General features: G+C 31.0%; 24 protein-coding genes. 22 read left to right on the top strand and 2 right to left on the bottom strand.

What is annotated here, in order from left to right:
- Positions 1 to 12 precede the first annotated feature (12 nt).
- Complete coding sequence (locus tag N4A57_RS11655; RefSeq protein WP_293658168.1) at positions 13 to 936, top strand: RluA family pseudouridine synthase; 924 nt, start codon at positions 13 to 15, stop codon at positions 934 to 936.
- A gap of 10 nt (positions 937 to 946) precedes the next feature.
- On the top strand, positions 947 to 1,477 hold the full coding sequence (gene pyrR, locus N4A57_RS11650) for a bifunctional pyr operon transcriptional regulator/uracil phosphoribosyltransferase PyrR (protein WP_293658167.1): 531 nt from the start codon (positions 947 to 949) through the stop codon (positions 1,475 to 1,477).
- A gap of 42 nt (positions 1,478 to 1,519) precedes the next feature.
- Here pyrR and N4A57_RS11645 read toward each other — a convergent pair whose 3' ends face one another.
- Positions 1,520 to 3,286, bottom strand: a complete 1,767-nt coding sequence (locus N4A57_RS11645) for an Rqc2 family fibronectin-binding protein (RefSeq protein WP_293658166.1) — start codon at positions 3,284 to 3,286, stop codon at positions 1,520 to 1,522.
- A gap of 381 nt (positions 3,287 to 3,667) precedes the next feature.
- Between N4A57_RS11645 and N4A57_RS11640 the strand changes: the two genes are divergently transcribed.
- The 16 genes from N4A57_RS11640 to N4A57_RS11565 all read left to right on the top strand — a co-directional run bounded on the left by N4A57_RS11640 (position 3,668) and on the right by N4A57_RS11565 (position 17,792).
- Complete coding sequence (locus tag N4A57_RS11640) at positions 3,668 to 4,549, top strand: YicC/YloC family endoribonuclease (protein WP_293658165.1); 882 nt, start codon at positions 3,668 to 3,670, stop codon at positions 4,547 to 4,549.
- Between the two features lie 11 nt (positions 4,550 to 4,560).
- Positions 4,561 to 4,830 (top strand): extracellular matrix/biofilm regulator RemA, encoded by a 270-nt coding sequence (gene remA, locus N4A57_RS11635; protein WP_095134215.1) that lies wholly within the window; start codon positions 4,561 to 4,563, stop codon positions 4,828 to 4,830.
- A 24-nt stretch (positions 4,831 to 4,854) separates the two neighbouring features.
- A complete protein-coding gene (gene gmk / locus N4A57_RS11630; protein WP_293658164.1) occupies positions 4,855 to 5,472 on the top strand; it encodes a guanylate kinase in 618 nt (205 codons plus the stop codon).
- On the top strand, positions 5,466 to 5,669 hold the full coding sequence (gene rpoZ, locus N4A57_RS11625) for a DNA-directed RNA polymerase subunit omega (protein ID WP_293658163.1): 204 nt from the start codon (positions 5,466 to 5,468) through the stop codon (positions 5,667 to 5,669). Before gmk ends, rpoZ begins: the two co-directional genes overlap by 7 nt.
- 65 nt (positions 5,670 to 5,734) lie before the next feature.
- The gene (gene priA / locus N4A57_RS11620) at positions 5,735 to 8,182 is read left to right on the top strand and encodes a primosomal protein N' (RefSeq protein WP_293658162.1); all 2,448 of its coding nucleotides are present in this window, start codon (positions 5,735 to 5,737) and stop codon (positions 8,180 to 8,182) included.
- A gap of 11 nt (positions 8,183 to 8,193) precedes the next feature.
- Positions 8,194 to 8,634, top strand: coding sequence for a peptide deformylase (def, locus tag N4A57_RS11615; RefSeq protein WP_293658161.1), 441 nt, complete (start codon positions 8,194 to 8,196; stop codon positions 8,632 to 8,634).
- A gap of 16 nt (positions 8,635 to 8,650) precedes the next feature.
- A complete protein-coding gene (fmt, locus tag N4A57_RS11610; RefSeq protein ID WP_293658160.1) occupies positions 8,651 to 9,580 on the top strand; it encodes a methionyl-tRNA formyltransferase in 930 nt (309 codons plus the stop codon).
- Between the two features lies 1 nt (position 9,581).
- Positions 9,582 to 10,334, top strand: coding sequence for a DUF116 domain-containing protein (locus N4A57_RS11605; protein ID WP_293658159.1), 753 nt, complete (start codon positions 9,582 to 9,584; stop codon positions 10,332 to 10,334).
- 5 nt (positions 10,335 to 10,339) lie between these two features.
- A complete protein-coding gene (locus tag N4A57_RS11600) occupies positions 10,340 to 11,035 on the top strand; it encodes a zinc metallopeptidase (protein WP_293658158.1) in 696 nt (231 codons plus the stop codon).
- 59 nt (positions 11,036 to 11,094) lie between these two features.
- Complete coding sequence (gene rsmB / locus N4A57_RS11595) at positions 11,095 to 12,435, top strand: 16S rRNA (cytosine(967)-C(5))-methyltransferase RsmB (protein ID WP_293658157.1); 1,341 nt, start codon at positions 11,095 to 11,097, stop codon at positions 12,433 to 12,435.
- Positions 12,436 to 12,500: 65 nt separating this feature from the next.
- A complete protein-coding gene (locus tag N4A57_RS11590) occupies positions 12,501 to 13,223 on the top strand; it encodes a Stp1/IreP family PP2C-type Ser/Thr phosphatase (protein ID WP_293658156.1) in 723 nt (240 codons plus the stop codon).
- Positions 13,224 to 13,241: 18 nt separating this feature from the next.
- Entirely contained in the window at positions 13,242 to 15,161 is a 1,920-nt protein-coding gene (gene pknB, locus N4A57_RS11585; protein WP_293658155.1) for a Stk1 family PASTA domain-containing Ser/Thr kinase, read from the top strand.
- Positions 15,154 to 16,026, top strand: a complete 873-nt coding sequence (gene rsgA / locus N4A57_RS11580; RefSeq protein WP_293658154.1) for a ribosome small subunit-dependent GTPase A — start codon at positions 15,154 to 15,156, stop codon at positions 16,024 to 16,026. Before pknB ends, rsgA begins: the two co-directional genes overlap by 8 nt.
- A 2-nt stretch (positions 16,027 to 16,028) precedes the next feature.
- Positions 16,029 to 16,679, top strand: a complete 651-nt coding sequence (gene rpe / locus N4A57_RS11575) for a ribulose-phosphate 3-epimerase (RefSeq protein ID WP_293658153.1) — start codon at positions 16,029 to 16,031, stop codon at positions 16,677 to 16,679.
- Between the two features lie 8 nt (positions 16,680 to 16,687).
- Entirely contained in the window at positions 16,688 to 17,323 is a 636-nt protein-coding gene (locus N4A57_RS11570; protein ID WP_293658152.1) for a thiamine diphosphokinase, read from the top strand.
- Positions 17,324 to 17,612: 289 nt separating this feature from the next.
- On the top strand, positions 17,613 to 17,792 hold the full coding sequence (locus tag N4A57_RS11565; protein ID WP_293658151.1) for a hypothetical protein: 180 nt from the start codon (positions 17,613 to 17,615) through the stop codon (positions 17,790 to 17,792).
- A gap of 38 nt (positions 17,793 to 17,830) precedes the next feature.
- Here the strand turns inward: N4A57_RS11565 and rpmB are convergent, their stop codons facing one another.
- On the bottom strand, positions 17,831 to 18,022 hold the full coding sequence (rpmB, locus tag N4A57_RS11560; protein ID WP_293658150.1) for a 50S ribosomal protein L28: 192 nt from the start codon (positions 18,020 to 18,022) through the stop codon (positions 17,831 to 17,833).
- 214 nt (positions 18,023 to 18,236) lie between these two features.
- Between rpmB and N4A57_RS11555 the strand changes: the two genes are divergently transcribed.
- The 4 genes from N4A57_RS11555 (at position 18,237) to N4A57_RS11540 (ending at position 22,770) form a co-directional block, all read left to right on the top strand.
- On the top strand, positions 18,237 to 18,593 hold the full coding sequence (locus N4A57_RS11555; protein WP_293658149.1) for an Asp23/Gls24 family envelope stress response protein: 357 nt from the start codon (positions 18,237 to 18,239) through the stop codon (positions 18,591 to 18,593).
- Positions 18,594 to 18,611: 18 nt separating this feature from the next.
- Positions 18,612 to 20,204, top strand: coding sequence for a DAK2 domain-containing protein (locus tag N4A57_RS11550; protein WP_330671508.1), 1,593 nt, complete (start codon positions 18,612 to 18,614; stop codon positions 20,202 to 20,204).
- Between the two features lie 128 nt (positions 20,205 to 20,332).
- Entirely contained in the window at positions 20,333 to 22,384 is a 2,052-nt protein-coding gene (gene recG / locus N4A57_RS11545; RefSeq protein WP_293658148.1) for an ATP-dependent DNA helicase RecG, read from the top strand.
- Positions 22,385 to 22,566: 182 nt separating this feature from the next.
- Positions 22,567 to 22,770, top strand: a complete 204-nt coding sequence (locus tag N4A57_RS11540; protein WP_293658147.1) for an alpha/beta-type small acid-soluble spore protein — start codon at positions 22,567 to 22,569, stop codon at positions 22,768 to 22,770.
- Positions 22,771 to 22,790 lie beyond the last annotated feature (20 nt).

Here is a 22,790-nt window from a genome sequence, read left to right as displayed (position 1 = left end):
AGGAAGATATATTTGGACCTAGAAATATTTAGTGTACAAAATGAAGATTCGAAAAAGAGATTAGATGCATATATTTCTTCTAAATTAGAAAATGAATCAAGAAATTATATTCAAAAACTTATACAAGATGGAAATGTATCTGTAGGTGGCAAGGTTGAAACTTCTAAAAAATATAAGGTAAAAGGTGGAGATAGTATAGAAGTATCTATTCCAGAACCTGAAATATTAAAAGTAGAAGCACAAGATATTCCTATTGAAATAGTATATGAAGATGATCAGGTGGTGGTAGTAAATAAACCTAGAGATATGGTAGTTCATCCAGCACCAGGTCATAAGGATGGCACTTTAGTTAATGCCCTACTTTATCATTGTGAATATTTATCATCTATAAATGGAATTATAAGGCCTGGAATTGTACATAGGATAGATAAGGATACAAGTGGACTTTTGATGGTGGCCAAAAATAATTTTTCCCATAATTTTTTAGCTGAGCAATTAAAAGACCATTCCATAACAAGAAAATATATGGCTATAGTACATGGAAATATAAAGGAAAACAGGGGAACTATAGAAGCACCTATAGGAAGACATCCTGTAGATAGATTGAAAAGATGGGTTGTTACAAAAAATAGTAAACATGCCATAACCCATTTTAAGGTAGTGGAGAGATTTGGTGATTATACATTAATAGAAGCCCAATTAGAGACAGGAAGAACCCACCAAATTAGAGTTCACATGGCCTACATTAAACATCCCCTTATTGGAGATCCTTTATATGGCGTCAAAAAGGAAAAAATTAATATAGTGGGACAAGCTTTACACGCCAAAACACTAGGATTTATACATCCTAAAACTAAAGAATATTTAGAATTTGATTCCCAGTTACCTGAATATTTTTCTCATATATTAGAAAAATTAAGAAATAGTAAAAAATAGAGGTGAAAATATGAGTTATAAAGCTAAAATTCTAGATGAAAAAGCAATACAAAGGGCTACCACAAGAATAGCCCATGAAATTATTGAAAAAAATAAGGGGATTGAAAATATAGTTATAGTAGGCATTAAAACTAGAGGGGTTCCATTTGCTAAGAGAATAGCAAAAAAGATAGAGGAAATTGAAGGACAAAAGGTAGATTTAGGAAGTATAGATATAACTCTATATAGGGATGATCTTACAAAGGTGAGTGACAATCCTATTGTTAATAGCAATAATATAGAATGTAATATTAATGAAAAAGTTGTCGTATTAGTAGATGATGTTCTTTATACGGGGAGAACTGTAAGGGCTGCCATGGATGCCATTATGGATGTAGGAAGACCTAAAAGTATACAATTGGCCATATTAATAGATAGAGGTCACAGGGAACTACCCATAAGGGCTGATTATGTTGGTAAAAATGTACCAACATCTAATGAAGAAATTATAAAAGTAAAATTTGAAGAGACAGATGGATCTAATATAGTAGTTATAAAATAAAATAGTCACTTTTTAGTGACTATTTTATTTTTGAATATGTTTTTATTTGTTTTTTTCTAATATTTCATATAAATCCTCTCGAGGAGTTATATATAAGGTGTTATAATCATCGTATATAACCATGCCCAGTTTAGCTCCACTAGGCTTTTTTACATTCTTAATTAAAGTATAATCTACAGGAACTTTGCTAGATAACTTACCTTTACTATGAAAGGCAGCAAGCTCTGCAGCTTCCTTTATGGTACTTTCAGGAACTTCCCTACCCTTAGTACTTATTATTACATGGGACCCGGGAATATCCTTTGTGTGGAACCATAGATCCTTCTTAGAAGAAAACTTTAAAGTTAAATAGTCATTTTGCTTATTATTTTTTCCCACATATATAGTGAAACCATCAGAAGATAGAAAGCTAAGAAATTCCATTTTATGTTCCTTTTTTTTCTTAGGAATATTTCTTCTTTTAAGGTATCCTTCTTCCATTAGTTCTAATCTTAATTCTTCTAATTCATTCATAGATCTAATTATTTCTAAGGAATGACTAACTTGTTCAAAGTATTTTATTTCATGTTGAGTTTCTTCTAATTGATTGAGAATTTCCCTCTTAGCCGTTTTAGATTTATTATATTTTTTATAATATTTCTGAGCATTTTGAGAAGGAGATAATTTCTTATCTAAATCAATGGTCATATATTCTCCATCTGGGCTATAATAGTTTAAAAGATGAACCTGCTTTTCCCCTTCTTTTATCTGATATAAGTTTGCAGTAAGGAGCTCTCCATAGATTTTATATTTTTCCGAATCTACAGCAGTATTAAATTCTTTATTTAATTTTTTTTCCTTTTTAATAAGTTTGCTTAAATTAGTATTTACAACTTTTCTCATACTACTAGATTTTTGTTTTAATCTATCTAATATATCCTTTTGGGAATAAAAATATTCTAACATGGAGCTAATACTATGTAGTTTATCTATCCTATAGGATTTTTCGTCCATAAACTCACTAATCACATTAAAATCAATAATTTCTTTTTCATGAAAGGATCTTATTATATGGGGAATGAAATTTTCATTACTAATAATATTCTTAAGTTTAATAAGTGTATTTGTTAATAAATCTATTTCCTCATTATTTAAGTCAGTGACATTTTTGTTATAATCTAAATTAGCCATATGACATATACCCTTAGCAGAACTAGGACTTATTCCCTGAAAATGAGTATAGATATATTTGAATAGGGGTAAATCTAACTCTTCATCTTTCCTATTAATTCTTATAACTAAATTATTTAAAAGATTAGTTTTATCTTGAGAAGGAGGAAGAATATATTCTTTTGCTGGTAAAACTTCCCTATGTCTGTTTATATCAGATGGGATTCTCTTAATACTATCTATTATTATGTTACTTTCCTTATCTATTAAGATAATATTACTGTGTCTACCCATAATTTCTATTATGAGTCTTTTGATTTTCATATCACCTAGTTCGTCATAGGATTCAAAATCTATATATACAATTCTCTCCATATCCTTTTGGCTAATATGAAGGATTTTACTACCTTGTAGATGCTTTCTCATGAGCATACAAAACATGGGAGGAGATTTTGGATTTTCCTTTTGTATATTAGTAAAATGTAATCGAGGGTATTTACTTGTGGCGGATATTAATAATTTATATTTATTCTTAAAAGCTCTTATATTAAGAATTATTTCATCTGCCTCTGGTTGATATATTTTATCTATTCTTGAATTTATTAAAGCAGATTTCAATTCACTACATATTGCAGAAACTGTAATACCGTCAAAGGGCATAATGTAACCTCCATTTTCATAATTTATCCATAAAGTATAACACTTTTTTCAAAATATTAAAAGATTGTATATGAAATTTCAATTATTAGAAAAATATATTAATGGTATAATTAGTGTAAAGAAGAATATAGTAAATATACATTAGGTATATGAAAAAAATAAATTAGCCAGAGATCTGAGGGATTTGGATTATTTTCAAGGCATGGTAAGTGAGCGTATTAAACATATGTAAACGACTCCATAACGAAGAAAATAATTCAAATAACCAGTGAAATGACTAATTTATTTTTTGAATATGCCTTATATTTTAAAGGTAAAAATGATATAATGTAGTATTGTGAGAAGTATTATACAAGTACCTTATGGAAGGATGAATAAACTATGATTAAAAGTATGACCGGATTTGGAAGAGGTGAAAATGCAGATAATAATAGGCAATTCACTGTTGAGATAAAAACTGTAAATCACAGATATAATGATATTGTAGTACGTATGCCTAAAAAGTTAAATTATCTAGAAGAGAATATAAAGAAATTAGTAAAGGAAAAAATTAATAGGGGTAGGGTAGAAATATACGTGTCCCTTGAAAATGTAGGACAATCAGAAGTGAACATAAGTTTAAATAAGGAATTAGCAGGAGGATACATAGAAGTATTAAGGACCTTATCAAAGGAATTTGAAATAATAGATGATATATCGGCTACTTTTGTATCTAAATTTCCAGAAGTGGTTAAAATTGAAGATAAGGAAGAAGATCAAGAAGAAATTTGGAATTGTCTAAAGGTAAGTGTAATAGGTGCGCTGGATCAACTAGTGAACATGAGACTAAAAGAAGGTGAAAAATTAGCACTAGATATTGAAAAAAGATGTTATACTATTAATAATGTGGTAGAAGAAATAAAATCACGTTCACCAAAAATTGTAGAAGAACACAGAGACAAATTGAGACAAAGAATAGAAGATATGCTAGGGGAAAACTATGAAATAGATGAACAGAGATTAGCTGTTGAAGTGGCTTATATGGCAGATAAGAGTAATATAACAGAAGAGATTGTAAGATTGAAAAGTCATATAGAACAATTAAATAATTCACTAAAATCAACTGGTTCTATAGGTAGAAAATTAGATTTTCTTATTCAAGAGATGAATCGTGAAATTAATACTATAGGTTCTAAAACTAATGATTTAGAAGTTACAAACTATGTTGTAGATGTTAAAAGTGAACTTGAAAAGATAAGAGAACAAGTGCAAAATATTGAATAAGGGGGGTACATATGAATATTAAGCTTATTAATATTGGATTTGGAAATATAGTATCTGCAAATAGAATAATAGCCATTGTAAGCCCTGAATCAGCACCAATAAAACGAGTTATTCAAGAGGCAAGAGATAGAGGTATGCTTATAGATGCCACCTATGGAAGAAGGACAAGGGCTGTCATAATAACAGATAGTGACCACATAATATTGTCTGCTGTTCAACCAGAAACTGTGGCCCATAGATTAGTAAACAAAGAAGAACATTCAAAGGATTGCACAGACTAGAAAGTAGTTAAAAGGAGATGAAACATGAGAACGGGACAACTAATAGTCATATCGGGACCCTCTGGCGCGGGAAAAGGTACGGTATGTAAGAAACTATTAACTGAAATAGAAAATTTGAAAATATCTGTTTCTGCAACTACGAGAAATCCTCGTGAAGGAGAAGTAGATGGTATAAATTATCATTTTACTAAAAAAGAAGTATTCTTAAAGGAAATAGAGGAAGATAAATTTTTAGAACATGCAAAAGTATATGATAATTATTATGGAACTCCTAGGGAATATGTAATGAAAGAAACCCAAAAGGGCAACAATGTATTATTAGAGATTGATATACAAGGTGCCTTGCAGGTGAAAGAAAAATATCCAGAGGGAGTATTTATATTCATATTGCCACCTTCTATGCAAGAATTAAAAAACAGAATAGTTGGTAGGGGAACTGAAACGGCAGAAGCCATAGAAAAGAGATTTAAAAGCGCCTATGAAGAAATTCAGTATGTTGAAAAATATGACTATTGTGTAATAAACGATGAAGTAGAGTTGGCAGTTGAAAGAATAAAGGCTATAGTTACTGCAGAAACTTGTAAGGTTAAGCATGATATAGAAGAAATTATAGATAAATTTAGGGAGGAATACATATGTTAAATCCATCAATAAATGACCTAATGTCAAAGGTAGACAGCAGATATACATTAGTGGTAGCTGCATCTAAAAGAGCTAGAGAAATAATAGAAGGTGAAGAAAGCTTAATTAGGGTAGATTCTAATAAGCCTGTTACCATAGCAACTCATGAGATTGCACAAGATAAAGTTCACTATGAAAGAGACGAGAGTGACCTGTAAAGGAGTAGAATTTCTACTCCTTTATTTTTAGATTAAAGAAAATATGTGAAAGAGGGTGATCTAATATGAAGTTATTTGCAAATTTAATAGTTAATAATAAAAGCAAGAATACAGATATGGAATATACTTATGAAATACCAGACCATCTAGCTCATATAGTACAAAGGGGTTCTAAGGTAATAGTTCCCTTTGGAAAAAGAAATAATATTATAGAGGCATATGTAATTAATACATATGAAAGTAAAGAAGCACCCTTTGAAAATACTAAGAAAATAAAAGATTTAGTACAAGAAGATAGTATTTTGACAAAGGAATTAATAGATCTTTGTAAATGGATGAAAGAAAAGTATTTATGCACTCATATGGAAGCTATAGGATGTGTAATTCCAAGGGGGTCTTCTTTTAAGACAAAAAAAGAAATTGAACTAAATGGGCAAAATTATATTGAATATAATACAAATTCTAAAATTGAGGAACATATTATTCATTACCTTAAAGAAAAGGGTAAGAGTACATATGCTAATTTAATTAAAAATATAAAATACAAGAGTATATATGAGCCATTAAAGAGATTGGAAAATAGAAAAATAATAACCATAACAGAAAAGTTAATAAGAGAAGTGAAAGAACTAAGTACTAAAATTGTGGAAATACAAGATATAAACTATGAAAATTTAAATAAAAGGGCCAAAAAGCAAATAGAAATAATGGACTATCTAAAGGTCCATAAAAGGGATACATTAAGTAATTTAAGAAAATCCTTAGATCTATCTAGTAATGGGCCCATAAATAGTTTGATTGAAAAAAAATTAATAAGAATATACGAAGAACGGACCTTTAGAAGCACTTATGGTCACATAGATAAGGTTAAAAGGCAGGTAAATTTAACAGAAGAACAAAATAGAGCTATTAATAGAATAGAGCCTTTTTTGAATAAAGAAGAATACAAAACCTTTTTAATTCATGGAGTTACTGGAAGTGGCAAGACAGAAGTTTATGTAGATTTAATAAACCGGGTCCTAAAAGAAGGTAAAGAGGCTATTATTTTAGTTCCTGAAATATCCCTAGCTACTCAGATGATAAGAAGGATAAAGGGTGTATTTGGAAATATAGTAGGTATACTACATAGTAAATTGTCTTTAGGGGAAAGATTTGATGAGTGGGAGAAAATAAGAAAAGGTCATGTGAAGATTGTAATTGGAGCAAGAAGTGCCATATTTAGTCCATTTAAAAACTTAGGAATAATAATAATAGATGAAGAACATGAATATAGCTACAAATCAGAAAATAGACCTAGATATCATGCCATAGAAGTGGCTAAGTTTAGAGCTATAAAAAACCAATGTCCCTTGATTTTAGGTTCAGCTACCCCATCTATAGAAGCTTATCATAAGGCTGTTAATAGGGAGTATGAAAAAATAGAATTAATTAGCAGATATAATAAAAATCCATTACCAAAAGTTACAGTGGTGGACATGAGAGAAGAACTGAAAATGGGGAATAAAAATATATTTAGTAAATATTTATATGAGGAATTAAAAACCAATATAAAAAATAAAAAGCAAAGTATTCTGTTTTTAAATAGAAGAGGACACTCTACATTTATATCCTGTAGAAGTTGTGGTTATGTACTTAAATGTCCCAAGTGTGACGTATCCCTTACATACCATTCAAAAATAGGTGGGGTTACTTGTCATTATTGTGGATTTAAAACTAATCCTCCTAAGATATGCCCAAAATGTACAAGTAAATATATAAAATATTTTGGAGCCGGAACTGAAAAAATAGAAAATATGACTAGAAAATTTTTCCCAACGGCTAAAATAGCTAGGCTAGATTTAGATACCACATCTAAAAAGGGCCACATGGACAAGATACTAGATGATTTTGGAAATGGCCAAATAGACATATTAATAGGTACCCAAATGATTGCTAAGGGACTAGACTTTCCTAATGTGACCCTAGTAGGAGTCATAGCGGCAGACATGAGCTTAAATATTCCTGATTTTAGAGCATCTGAAAGAACTTTTCAATTAATAACTCAGGTGGCAGGAAGAGCAGGACGAGGTCATGAGGTGGGGCGTGTTATAGTACAGACCTATTCCCCAGAGCATTTTGCCCTACAAAATTCTAAAAACCATGATTATATAAGTTTTTATAATGAAGAGATATTAATGAGGAAAGTTACTAATTATCCTCCCTATTGTAATATTGTAAATATAATATTTTCTGGCATTGATGAAAGGGAGATAATAGAAGTAGCACAGGATTTTGCAAATAAAATTAAATTCAATATGAATAATAAAAATATGTCTAGTGAAAATGAAATCTATGGACCTAATCCTGCATTAATATCTAAAGTGAAGCTAAAACATAGATGGCAGCTAATCATTAAAACTGTTGACCAAAACCTAATTAGGGGTATAATAAATTATGTAGATACTAATTTTAGGCGAGATGAAAGAGGTAGAGTGCTAATTAGTATTGATATAAACCCATATAGTATGCTTTAAGGAGGATAAAAATGGCAATAAGAAATATTTTAAAAGATGGAGACCCAACTTTAAGAAAAAAATCTAGAGTTGTACAAAAAATAGGTAAAAGAGAAATTACCTTAATAGAAGATATGATAGATACTATGTATGATGCCAATGGAGTAGGTTTGGCAGCACCTCAGGTAGGAGTATTAAAAAGAATTATAGTAATAGATATAGGTGATGGATTAATAGAGCTTATAAATCCAGAGATTATCCATAGGGAAGAAGAACAAATTGACCAGGAAGGTTGCTTAAGTGTGCCAGGTGTTACAGGTGAAGTAAAGAGGCCTAAGAAGGTGATAGCAAGAGGACTAAATAGATTTGGCGAACTTATAGAGGTTGAAGGAGAAGACTTAATGGCAAGGGCAATTTGCCATGAAATTGACCACTTAGAAGGAATATTATTTATAGATAAAGTGATTAAGTAGGAGGAATTGAATATAGATGAGAATTATATTTATGGGAACACCCGATTTTGCAGTCCCCAGTCTAGATGTGGTAGGAAAGGAACACGAACTATTAGCTGTGGTAACTCAGCCAGATAGACCTAAAGGAAGGGGTAAAAAACTTGCATCACCTCCTGTGAAGGAAAGGGCTCTAGAGTATGGGGCTCAAGTATACCAACCAGAGAGGGTAAGAAATGAAGAGTTTATAAACATAATTAAAGAATATAATCCTGATTGTATTGTAGTAGTAGCCTTTGGTCAAATCTTACCAAAAGAGTTATTAGACATACCAAAGTTTGGGTGTATTAATGTACATGCATCCCTATTGCCTAAGTATAGGGGAGCAGCTCCTATAAACTGGGCTATAATTAATGGAGAAAAAACTACAGGTGTAACTACCATGTATATGGATGTGGGCCTAGATACGGGAGATATGATTTTAAAAAGTGAAGTGGAAATAGGAAATATGACTGCTGGTCAGTTACATGATGTTTTAATGGTGAAAGGGGCAACTCTTTTAAGATCCACTTTAAAGGAGATTAGTGAAAAGAAAGCTCCTAGGGAAAAACAAAGGGATGAAGAAAGTTCTTATGCACCTATTATGGATAAAAAATTAGGTGAAATAGATTGGAATAAAACCAATGAGCATATAAGAAACCTAATAAGGGGAGTTAATCCTTGGCCAAGTGCATATAGTACTTATGATGGAATTAAGTTTAAAATTTGGAATGGTGAACTTCAAGATTTAGATAATGAAAAAGGGAAAAATGGAGAAATCTTAAATGTAAGTGAAGAGGGGATTTTAGTAAAAACTGCTAAAGGTGCCCTTTTAGTAAATGAAATACAATTTCCAAATAGTAAAAGAATGAGAGTAGATGCATATTTAAGGGGAAATGATTTAAAACAGGGAATTATTCTAGGAGAGTAATATGAAGAAAAATGACTCATTATTTATAAAGATGATCTTTTTGATTATGGGAATATTTTTTGCTCTAGGGAGCTTAGCTTTATATTTAATTAATTCTAGTAACCTAGTATTATACAAGATTATTTTGAGTATAATACTAATAATTTCATTTTGCCTTGGTATATTTATCTTAATAACAGCTATTGTTCTTATTCATGTGTTTAAGAAAAAAGATATAGGTAATTTTGAAAAAGTTTATTTAAATAAGAGTATAAGATATGTTTATTTAGGTATATTGAATTTAGCAAATCTGTTAAATATAGATAAAAATAAAATAAGAGGGGTATTTGCTCAAATAAATAATAGGGTTGTATTATCTACAAGAGTAAAAATAGAACCAGAGTATATATTAGTTTTATTACCCCACTGTATTCAAAAGTCTAGTTGTCCCCATAAAGTTACTACTAACATAGAAAATTGCAAAAAATGTGGACAATGTAATATTGATAATATACTTAAATTAAAGGAAAAATATAATGTGAATGTATTTGTATCTACTGGTGGTACTTTGGCTAGGAAAATAATAAAAGAGAACAATCCTAAAGGTATAATAGCAGTTGCTTGTGAAAGGGACTTAAGTGCAGGAATAATGGATGTGAGAAAAATTCCTGTAGTAGGAGTATTGAATGAAAGGCCACAGGGACCTTGTATCAATACAAGGGTAAGTGTTGATAAAATAGAAGATAGCATAAGGTATTTACTTGGGAAGGAGTAGATAATATGTTTTATAGCCCATATTATGGATTTGGACCGGGAATGGGATTTCTTTTAATAGCCATGGTATTTGTTACTTATGCTCAGATGAAGGTTAAAACCACATTTAATAGGTATTTACAAGTGAATAATAAGATAGGTTTCACAGGATATGAGGTGGCTAGAAAAATTTTAGACAGAAATGGCCTTAGGGATGTGCCTGTAGAAATCACACCAGGTCAACTTACAGACCATTATGATCCAAGGACTAAAGTTGTAAGATTATCACCACATGTATATAAGGGAAATACTATTGCATCCATAAGTGTGGCAGCCCATGAATGTGGCCATGCCATACAACATGGAAATGGGTATTTTCCTCTGACCTTAAGAAATGCCATTGCACCTATAGCTAATTTTGGATCTCGATTTGTTTGGATATTAGTTATGGCAGGTTTTGTATTTGGAGCTACAGGTCTTATAGATTTGGGGATTTTATTTTACCTGGCATCAGTTATATTTCAAATTATTACTCTTCCAGTAGAGTTAAATGCCAGTAGCAGAGCCATTGAGCAAATGGATATGAATGGAGTTATAACGGTAAATGAAATTGAACCTTGTAAAAAGGTTTTAAGAGCGGCAGCCCTAACATACATAGGTGCTATGGCTGTGGCAATTGCACAATTATTTAGATTGATTCTACTTAGAAATCAACGTGATTAACAATTTAATGCACCCTTAGGGGTGCATTAAATTGTTAAATAGATTAAAGGGAGGCCGTAATGGATAAGGTAAACGCTAGAAAAATAGCATTAGATATTTTAAATGACATTGAGGACAATAAAGCCTATTCTAATATATCCATAAGAAAACACCTAAGGGATAAAAATATATCTAAAGTAGATAAAAATTTAATTAGGGAATTAGTATATGGCGTATTAGAAAATAAGATATATTTAGATTATGGTATAAGATCCTACTCAAAGATAAGATTAAAAAAAATAGATAAATCTATTTTAAATGTACTTAGAATGTCCTTTTATCAACTTATATATTTAGATAAAATTCCAAAATTTGCTGTGGTAGATGAAGCTGTAAATATGAGCAAAAAAATAAATTTTAGAACAAAGGGTTTTGTTAATGCCCTTCTTAGGAACTTTATAAGAAATGATTTAAAAATAAATTTAGATAAGATTAAAAATGATGAAATAGAATATTTATCTGTAAAATACTCACATCCCCGTTGGATAGTAGAAAGATGGTTAAAGGAATTTGAAAAGGACTTTACTAAAGATTTACTTAAGGCTAACAATGAGACACCAAAATTAACCATAAGAACTAATACATTAAAAGTAGAAAGAAATAACCTAATAAATGAGCTAAAAGATGAAAAAATAAGGGTGACAGAATGTACCCATGTAAATGAAGGATTAGTACTAGAAGGCGTTTCTAATTTAGATAAATTAAAGGCTTTTAAAGAGGGGAAATTTCAAGTACAAGATGAAAGTTCCATGTTAGTAAGTAAAATTTTAAATCCAAAGGCAGGAGATAAAATTTTAGATATATGCTCAGCCCCTGGTGGTAAGGCTACACATATGGCCCAAATAATGAATAATAGGGGACTAATTGTAGCTAGGGACATTCATGAACATAAATTGAAACTTATACATGAGAATGCCAACAGACTAGGAATTAATATAATAAAGACCCAGAAGTGGGATGCCACAAAATTAGATGAATCTCAAGTAAACAAGTACGATAAAGTTTTAGTGGACGCTCCTTGTAGTGGCTTTGGAATAATAAGACGAAAACCTGAACTAAAATATAATAAAACTAGTGAAGATATTGAGAATATATGTGAATTACAACTTGAAATTTTAAACATAGCCTCAAAGTATGTAAAGGCAGGAGGTACATTAGTATATAGCACATGTACCATTGAGAAGATGGAAAATGATTTAGTTGTGGAAGAATTTTTAGGTTCAAATAAGAATTTTATAGTAGAAAAAATTAAAGATGAAATGATACTAGAGTTAGTAGGAAAAAAGGGATTTATAAATTTATATCCTAATATGGGAAAAACAGATGGTTTTTTCATTGCAAAATTAAAAAAAATAACGTAGCTAAATATGTGATATAATAAATTTGCAATATTAAACATATTTCAGTATACATGTGAGGTGAGCAAATGAGATTAGGAGCTTGTACTCATAAGGGTAAAGTAAGGGACTTAAATGAGGATGCTTTTTATGTAACCGAGAATGATATAAAGCTCTTTGCCGTGGCAGATGGCATGGGTGGTCATAATGCAGGAGAAGTGGCCAGTGAGTTAGCTATACATACTATAGCTGAGTATATGAATAAAAATAAAGAGAAAATTGATTCTAAAGAAAGTATATTAGCCCTATTAAAAGAAGCAGTACAAAGGGCAAATGAACATGTTTATGATAAAGCACAAAAAAATACAGGATATAAGGGTATGGGTACTACTTTGACTGTTGCCCTTTTGTTAACTAAGATATATTTAGCCCATGTGGGAGATAGTCGAGCATATCTTATAGAAGAAAAAAAAATTAGTCAAATAACAGATGACCATTCATTAGTGGCTGAATTGGTAAAAAATGGAACTATCACAGAGGATGAAGCCAAGGTTCACCCCCAAAAGAATATGATAACTCGTGCCATTGGAACTGACAAAAAGGTGAAGATAGATCTTTATTCTAGTTCGGCTAAAAAAGGGGACATACTAGTTTTATGTACAGATGGCTTGTCCAATTTAATAGAAGATGGGGAGATTAGGGACACTTTCTTAAAAAGTCCTTCCATTGATCTTGCCTGCAACCAATTAGTTCAGTTGGCCAATAATAGAGGTGGATTAGATAATATAACTGTAATAGCTGTACAGATATAGTAAAAGAGAGGTGAAAAAATGATAGGAAAAGTTTTAGGAGATAGATATGAATTAATAGAAAGAATAGGTGGCGGTGGAATGGCTTTAGTTTATAAGGCCAAATGTAACCTTTTAAATAGATATGTTGCTGTAAAGATATTAAGACCAGAATTTAAAAGTGACGAAGAATTCATCAAATCTTTTAGACAAGAATCCCAATCAGCTGCTAGTTTGTCACATCATAATATTGTAAATATATATGACGTAGGAAAAGAAAATGATACTGATTATATAGTTATGGAATATGTGGAAAATAAGACTTTAAAGCAAATTATTAAAAGTGAAGGTCCATTAAATTCTAACAGAGTAATTAAAATAGGAAAACAAATAGCCTTAGCCCTTGAACATGCCCATGGTAATCATATTATTCATAGGGATATTAAACCCCATAATATTTTAGTAACTTCACAGGATACAGCAAAGGTGACGGATTTTGGAATAGCTAGGGCTGTAACTTCATCTACAATAACAAATGCAGCGAATGTTATTGGATCAGTTCATTATTTTTCTCCAGAGCAGGCTAGAGGAGGGTATGTTTCAGAAAAATCAGATATTTATTCCTTGGGAATAGTTCTTTATGAAATGGCAACGGGTAAATTACCCTTTGAAGGGGAGAAACCTCTTAGTATAGCTTTAAAACACATAAATGAAGAGGTACAAGATCCAAGAAAAATTAATAAAAATATTCCAAAAGCTTTAGCAGATATAATATTGAAGGCAACCCAAAGGGAACAAAGTAAAAGATATGAAAATGCCATGGAATTATATAAGGATTTGGATAAAGCTCAAGAAAAGCCAATGGGAAATTTTGTAGATTTCATGGACAAGGGAGATTCTCCTACCATGGTTATTCCTGCCATAGATGAAAAACAAATTAAAAGTAAAGATAAAAAAAGTAAAAAAGAAAATAATAGATTAATAATATGGTCAGCCCTATTATTAGCCTTTATAAGTGCACTTATGGTAACGGTAGGAGGCCTATATTTAAAGGATATATTATTTGTAAAAGAAGTGAATGTACCCAAGGTAGTAGGAACAAGTGAAGATAGTGCTAAGAAGGAATTATTAAAACTGGGTTTAAAAGCAGAGATAACTAATGAAAGATTTAGTAATGAATATGAAAAGGGCTATGTAATAGAACAAGACCCAAAAGAAGGCATTAAGAGAAAAGAAGGATATCCTGTATCTTTAATAGTTAGTAAGGGAAAGGAATTAGTACAGACCCCTAACTTGATTAATAAAAAACTTGAAAATATTGATATAACTCTGGAAAATGCAAAATTACAAGAGGGTAAAGTAAAGTATAAGTATAGCTCTATGCCCGTAGGTATAATAATGGATCAAGATCCTAGAGGAGGACAAATGGTTGAAATTGATTCTCCTGTTAACCTAGTAGTAAGCCAGGGCGTTCAGACAAAGACCATATTAATGCCTACATTGACAGGAAAGTTTCTTAAAGAGGCTAAAAAGACTATAGAAGCATCTGGTCTTGTATTAGGTAAGGTTGAATATAAGGAAAGTGAAGAAGAAAAGGATATGGTCATATGGCAAAATCTTAAGGGCGGTACGGAAGTAGAAGAAAATCAAGTTGTTAATTTGAGTGTTAGTGAAGGTAGTCCTGTAACCCAACCATCAGAAGAGGATGAGTTTAAGATGAAGTCAATTTCATTTAGATTATTTTATGACCAAGCTAACAATGAAGATTTTAGATTGAAAATAGTTAAAACTCAAAATGGCATACAAAATGTGGTTCATGATAAAATCCACAACAAATCCATGAGCGGTAAAGAGAAAATTACCATTGAAGGAAGAGGAAAAGCCTCTATAGATATATACTTTGACGATGTTCTAATAGCAGATAAACAAATAGATTTTGAAACGGGGAATATAGATGATTAAAGGTATTATTACAAAGGGGATCGGAGGATTTTACTATATACAGGATGAAGATGGTAAAATGTATGAATGTAGGGCTAGGGGCAAGTTTAGAAAGGAAAAAATAACCCCTTTAGTAGGAGATAGGGTAAGCATATCCATATCCTATGATGATAAGGGCATGATTGAAAAAATAGAAAATAGAGAAACTAAATTAATAAGACCTCCTGTTGCAAATGTTGACCAAGCAGTTATAGTATTTGCAGTAAAACGACCTAACCCTAATATTTTGCTATTAGATAGATTTTTAGTAATGGCAGAGCGAGAAAACCTAGATATAGTAATATGTTTTAATAAAGTAGATTTAAGTGAAGAGGAATTAAATAACTTAAAGGAAATCTATGATAAAACAGGATATAAACTGTTGGAAACCAGTACTAAGCTTAATTCTGGTGTAGAGGAGTTTAAACATATATTAAAGGATAAAATTACTGTTTTTGCAGGCCCATCAGGAGTAGGAAAATCCTCTCTTTTAAACGCAACACAACCTAATTTGCAACTAAAAACAGGGGAAATTAGCTTGAAGAATAAAAGGGGGAAACATACTACTAGGCACGTTGAGTTATTGAAACTTGACTTTGGAGGATGGGTTTTAGATACACCAGGATTTAGTTCTCTAGACTTAGATTTTGTTGAAGAATTAGATCTACAATACTATTTTAAGGAATTCGAGCCCTTAATAGGTTCTTGCAAATACACAGGATGTAAGCATATAAATGAACCTGAGTGTGCAATAAAAGAAGCAATTAAAAATGGGAAAATAAGTGAATCTAGGTATAATAATTATGTAAATCTTTTAGATGAAATAGAGAAAAATAGGAGGTATTAAAAATGGTAAAACTTTCACCATCAATTTTATCAGCAAACTTTGCAAATCTTAAAGAGGATATAGAGAAGGTAGAAAAAGCAGGAGTAGACATGTTACATATAGATGTAATGGATGGACAATTTGTACCTAATATAAGTATAGGGCCAGTAGTTCTTAAAAGTGTAAGTAAGATTACAAATCTTGTCTTAGATGTACATCTTATGATAGAAGAACCAGATAGATATATAAAGGAATTTGTAGATGCTGGGGCTCATATTATTACAGTGCATATGGAGGCATGTACACATATACATAGAACTATTCAATTGATAAAATCCTATGGTGTAAAAGCGGGGGTATCCCTAAATCCAGGAACTCCTCTAAATGAACTTGAATATATATTAGATCATGTGGATATGGTTCTTTTAATGTCTGTTAATCCAGGTTTTGGAGGACAAAAATTTATCCCAATAGTTAAAGATAAAATAATAAAACTAAAGAAAATGATAGGGGATAAAGGTCTTAATATAGATATAGAAGTTGATGGAGGAATAAAAGTAGATAATGTGAAGGAAGTTGTAGAGGCAGGAGCAAATGTGATTGTGGCAGGTTCTGCCATATTTGGAGCACATAATATAGAAGAGGCCGTAATGGACTTTAGAAAAAATATATAGGTGAAAAAATGAGATTTTTAATAATTGCAAATGGAACTATTGATGATTTAAACTTTTTGAAAGATCTTATGGATGAAAGTGATTTTGTAATATGTGCTGATGGGGGAGCAAGATATCTTAGTAAAATCTTTAAGATCCCAAACGTAATTGTGGGAGATTTAGATTCTATTGATGAAAAAAGCAGAATTGAGTTTGAAAAAAAGGGTGTTAAGTTTTTCAAATTTCCTCCTAAAAAAGATTTCACAGATATGGAACTAGCAATAAGTTATGCCCTCAATAAGGGGGCAAAGGAAATGATTATAACAGGTGGTATTGGTACTAGAATGGATCATACTATTGCTAATGTGACCTTACTATTGCCCTTGGCTAAAAAAGGTATAAAAGCTAAAATAGTTAATGAAAAAAATGAAATTATGGTTGTTTTAAATAGGGAAGTTATTAATTGTGACAAAAATAAGAATATATCTTTAATTCCCCTTACTAAAAAAGTTGAAGGAATAACATTAAAGGGCTTTGAATACCCTTTATACAAAGAGGATATATTAATGGGATCATCTAGAGGGGTGAGCAATAAGTTAAAAGACTCTAGTGGAATCATAACCATAGAAAAGGGCCATTTGCTACTTACAATATCAGAAGATTAAAATGAAAGTGTAACTAAGGATAAAAGCTTTAGTTACACTTTTTTAATAATTTTAAAATTCTTCACATTCACGAAAGGTATTGAATAATATAATGAATATATGCACAAAATGGGGTGATAAATTGGGAATAGGATTCTATTGAAAAGGCTTCTGGGAATAGTGTTGGCAATGTCTGGAAGTATATTGTTGATCAAATTCATACCTTTAGGAATTTGGTATGGAATTTTAGGAGTTTTATTTATAGTATTGATGCTTTTGGTTTTGAAAATCATATAAGGGGGAAGTAATAATGAAAAGAAAACCATATACCTCTTTGTGGAGACGACTAGATAAGAGATTTTTAGGTAGTGTATTAATTGCTGTAGGAATAGCCACATTAGCCTATATGTTTTTACCAGTCACTGGATGGATAGCTTTAATAGGAATAGTTTTAATTTTCTTAGGATACAAACTGTTTTGTAATTATTAGGTAGTAAAAAAAGCCTACCATATGGCAGACTTTACGAACTATATAGCTCTTTCTACTTTGTTAGAACGAAGGCATCTAGTACACACGCTAACTCTTTTTGGTGATCCATTAACGATAGCTTTTACCTTCTTTATGTTAGCACCCCAAACTCTCCTAGAATGACGGTTTGAGTGACTTACAGCGTTCCCGGAAATTCTTCCCTTTCCACATACTTCACATGCTTTTGACATCTATATAACACCTCCTTAAAGTGATCGTAGCTTAATAGCAAACATCATAATTTTACCACACTATGCCGGGTGTATGCAAGGTATAAGATGAAAATATTTTTATAAAAATATTTTTAATTGTTGAATAGGTTTTTTGTTTAAGATAAAATAAACTATATATATATGATTTAAACATATACTATTTATATATATATATTGTAAAAGGAGGATTTTTATGGGTGCTAAGTTAAGAAATGATTTAGGTAATATCCACATAGATGAACATGTTATTTCAGAAATAATAGGAATGTCTGCCATGGAATGCTATGGTTTAGTTGGCATGGCTTCTAAATCAGCCACCAGTGGATTAACAGAACTTTTAAGAAAAGGAAATATGAGTAAAGGAGTAAGAATAGAATCAGATGGTGATAAGTTAGCTATAGATTTATATATAGTTATTCAATTTGGTACTAGGATATCTATTGTTGCACAAAATGTAATAGACAAGGTAAAATATAATGTAGAAACTATAACAGGATTAAAGGTAGAAAAAGTAAATATAAACGTAAAAGATGTGAGAGTACAAAAGTAATTTAGGGAGGTACTAATTTTGAAAGTTAATTACATAGATGGATTGCAGCTAAAGAATATGGTTGTTAGGGGATGCCAATGTCTAGAGGAAAACAAACAGGTTATAGATGATTTGAATGTGTTTCCTGTGCCTGATGGTGATACAGGAATTAATATGTCCTTAACCATGAATTCTGCAAAGGAAGAAGTGGAAAGGATAATTGATGGAAACGTAGAGGATATAGCAAAGGCTCTTGCTAATGGATCATTAATGGGAGCTAGAGGTAATTCTGGTGTTATACTATCACAAATCTTTAGAGGGTTTTCAAAGGCTTGTAAGGGCAAAGAAACCTTAAGTGCACAAGATTTTGCTAAAGCACTTAAATTGGCGTCAGATACAGCTTATGGTGCTGTTATGAAACCTATAGAAGGGACTATACTTACTATAATAAGAAGTGTCAGCGAAAAGGCAACGGAAATTCAGGAGATAGAAACGGATTTATGTAGAATCCTAGAGAAGGTCATAGAACATGGAGAAGGGGTTTTATTAAAAACACCTGATATGTTAAAGGTTTTAAAAGAAGCTGGTGTGGTAGATGCAGGTGGAAAGGGATTAATGTGTATTTTAAACGGTTTTTACGAGGCATTAACTGGAAAGGTTATAGTAGAAGAGACTGTTAAAAAAGAAAAGAAACATAACATTAAAGTCCATGAAGGTGAATCTATTCAATTTGGGTATTGTACAGAGTTTATAATAAAAGGAGTTAATCCTAGTGTGGAAAATTTAAAGAAGAGAATAATGAACCTAGGAGACTCCATGCTAGTAGTTGGAGATGAAAACCTTGTAAAGGTTCATATACACACAAATAATCCAGGGGTTGTAATAGAAGAAGGGCTAAAATTAGGTCAACTTGTGGATATAAAAATAGACAACATGAGGTATCAACATGAAAATCGATTGGAAAATGAACAATTAAAAAAATATGGTATAATTGCAGTTGCCATGGGAGAGGGAATAGAAAATATATTTAAAGACATAAATGTGGATAAAATTATTGCTGGTGGACAGACCATGAATCCTAGTACTCAAGACATAAAAGAAGCTATAGACAGTATCAATGCAGAGAATATATTTATATTACCTAATAATAGCAACATCATTTTAGCTGCAAACCAGGCTAAAACTTTAAGTGAAAAAAATGTAATAGTTATACCTACAAAAACAATTCCCCAAGGAATAGGAGCTGTAGTGGCATATAATCCAGAAAATGAAGTGGATGTAAATGAGAAAAATATGAATTTGGCCATGAAAGATATTAAAACGGGACAAGTAACTTTTTCTGTGAGGGAGACCACATTTAAAGATAGAGATATTAAAAAAGGAGATATATTAGGCATATCTGATGGAGAAATTATAACAGTAGGTACTGAAATTGAAAATGAATGTTATAATTTATTAAAAAATATAGTTGATGAAGATAGTGAAATAATAACATTATTTTATGGTTCTGATATAGAAAAAGAAAGAGCACAGAGGTTAGCAGAAGAAATAGAACAGGAATTTGAGGACTGTGATGTGGAAGTGTATTATGGTGGACAACCTCTGTATTATTATATATTTTCTGTAGAATAGGAAATGAGCTTAGGCATATTGGAAAAATAAATTAGTCAAGTCCCTGACTAGTTTATTTTTTTCGTATGCTTTAAGCATTATTTCCTTTTATATTTTATAAGGTTGTTATAGATTGGAGGGAATAAGGAATGGATATATTAAAAGAGTCTATACAATATATAAAAGGGGTTGGACCCAAGAGGGCAAATCTTTTAAATAATATTCAGATACATACTGTTAAAGATCTTCTTTATTATTTTCCAAGGGATTATGAAATGAGAAAAAATTTAGTATCTTTAAATAAAATTAATAAATCAGGAAAATATTTGATAAAGGTCATAATAAAATCTAACATGGAAGAGAACAAAGTAAGAAAGGGATTAAAGGTATATAAGTGTATAGGAGAAGATCCTACAGGTAAAATTCGTATTTCATTTTTTAATTCTCCATTTCTTAAGAACATATTTCATAAGGATAGAGAAGTCTATCTGTATGGTGAAGTTAAAAAAAGCTTTTCTGGATTGGAAATTACCCATCCTGAATATAAGTTTAACGAAGCAGAATATACAAATCATATAATGCCTATATATAATTTAACTAGGGGTCTTAATCAAAATGATTTGACTAAATTAACATATAAGGTCATACAAGAGCATATAAACTGTGTAGATGAATATATTCCTGAATGTATCAGAAAAGAATATAGAATATGTGATATTAAATACGCTTTGAAAAACATACATTTTCCAGAGTCCATTGAAAAGATGAAAATATCTAAGTATCGTTTGGTATTTGAAGAATTATTATTACTTCAATTAGCCCTTTTTATGGTGAAAAATCAAATTTCACAGGGAAAGGGTGTAGTATTTAAACATGAAAAACAAGTGGATAATTTTATAGACTCCCTTCCTTTTTCATTAACAAAGGCCCAAAAGAATGTGGTGGAAGAAATAAAAAAAGATTTGGAATCGGATAAACCAATGAATAGGCTTGTACAGGGAGATGTGGGGTCTGGTAAAACTGTTGTGGCATTAATCTCTTTGTTAGAAGCTGTCTTTAATGGATATCAGGGAGCTCTTATGGCTCCTACTGAAATATTAGCTCAGCAGCATTATGAAGGCTGTATAAAATTATATGAAGGGTTAAATGTTAAGGTTGAGTTGTTAACGGGAAGTACCAGGCCTAAAAATAAAGAACGAATATTAGATGATTTGAAAAAGGGCAATGTGGATATTGTAATCGGAACTCACTCATTAATACAAGATAAGGTGGAATTTAAAAACTTGGCACTAGTAATAACTGACGAGCAACATAGATTTGGAGTAAATCAAAGAAATGTATTTGCAAAAAAGGGAATTAATCCAAATATTTTAGTCATGACTGCCACACCTATTCCAAGAACCTTAGCTCTTATTTTATATGGGGATTTAGATGTATCTATTATAGATGAACTTCCACCGGGAAGAAAAGAAATAAAGACTTATGGAAGTGTAGAAAAAGATAAGGCAAAAGTATATGAATTTATTAAAAAAGAGATACAAAAGGGTAGACAAGCATATGTGGTGGCTCCCTTAGTGGAGGAATCAGAAACTTTAGATATGAATTCTGCCACTGAAATTTATGATAGCATAAAGGAAGATTATTTTAAAGATTATAATGTAGGCCTAGTACATGGTAAGATGAAAAATAAAGATAAAGAAGAAGTGATGAATAAATTTAAAAATGGAGAAACTCATGTTTTAGTAGCCACTACGGTTATTGAGGTTGGGGTTAATGTACCTAATGCGTCCATAATGGTTATAGAAAATAGTGAACGGTTTGGACTAGCTCAATTGCATCAATTAAGAGGTAGAGTTGGGAGAGGTGAATATCAATCCTATTGTATTCTTATTAATAATGGAAAAAGTCCTGTGGCCAGGGAACGGGTGGAAATAATGACTAAAACTAACGATGGATTTATAATAGCAGAGGAAGATTTGAAAATTAGAGGTCCAGGAGAGTTTTTTGGAACTATACAGCATGGTATTCCTCAACTTAAAATGGCAAATTTGTTTAGACATATGAAGATATTAAAGTTAGTTCAAAAGAAAGCTGAGATGATAGTTAAGGAAGATTCATTTTTAGAATCTAAAAAATATGAAGGATTGAAAAAGAAAATAACAAATGAATTTGGAAAGTTTATAGAAAATATTAGTTTATAATGTATAGAAACTCTTGAATTAATGAAAACTGTATATGGATATTAATTTTCATAGAATTTTCATATGAGAGATTAAACTATAAAACCTCCTCCTAGGGCTGGTAGAAAAGTAAAAAACTACTAGATATAATTTGTCTAACAATGGTTAAATTAATAGTACAAGGCAATAGGAGGTGAAATTTAATGAATAATAGTAATCCAAAAGCTGTACCAGAAGCTAAGGCAGCATTAAATCAAATGAAGTATGAAATCGCTAATGAATTAGGATTAAGCGATTATCAAGGAATGGATAAGGGTAATTTAACAGCAAGACAAAACGGTTATGTTGGTGGATATATGACTAAGCGTTTAGTTGAAATGGCTGAGCACCAATTATCAGGAAAATAGGAAATAAGGATTAAATAATA

Origin of the sequence: Anaeromicrobium sp. (assembly GCF_025210435.1) — a bacterium.
Classification (GTDB): domain Bacteria; phylum Bacillota; class Clostridia; order Peptostreptococcales; family Thermotaleaceae; genus Anaeromicrobium.
Note: the sequence above shows the minus strand (reverse complement) of the source record. Positions and strands in the feature narration are given on the sequence as shown.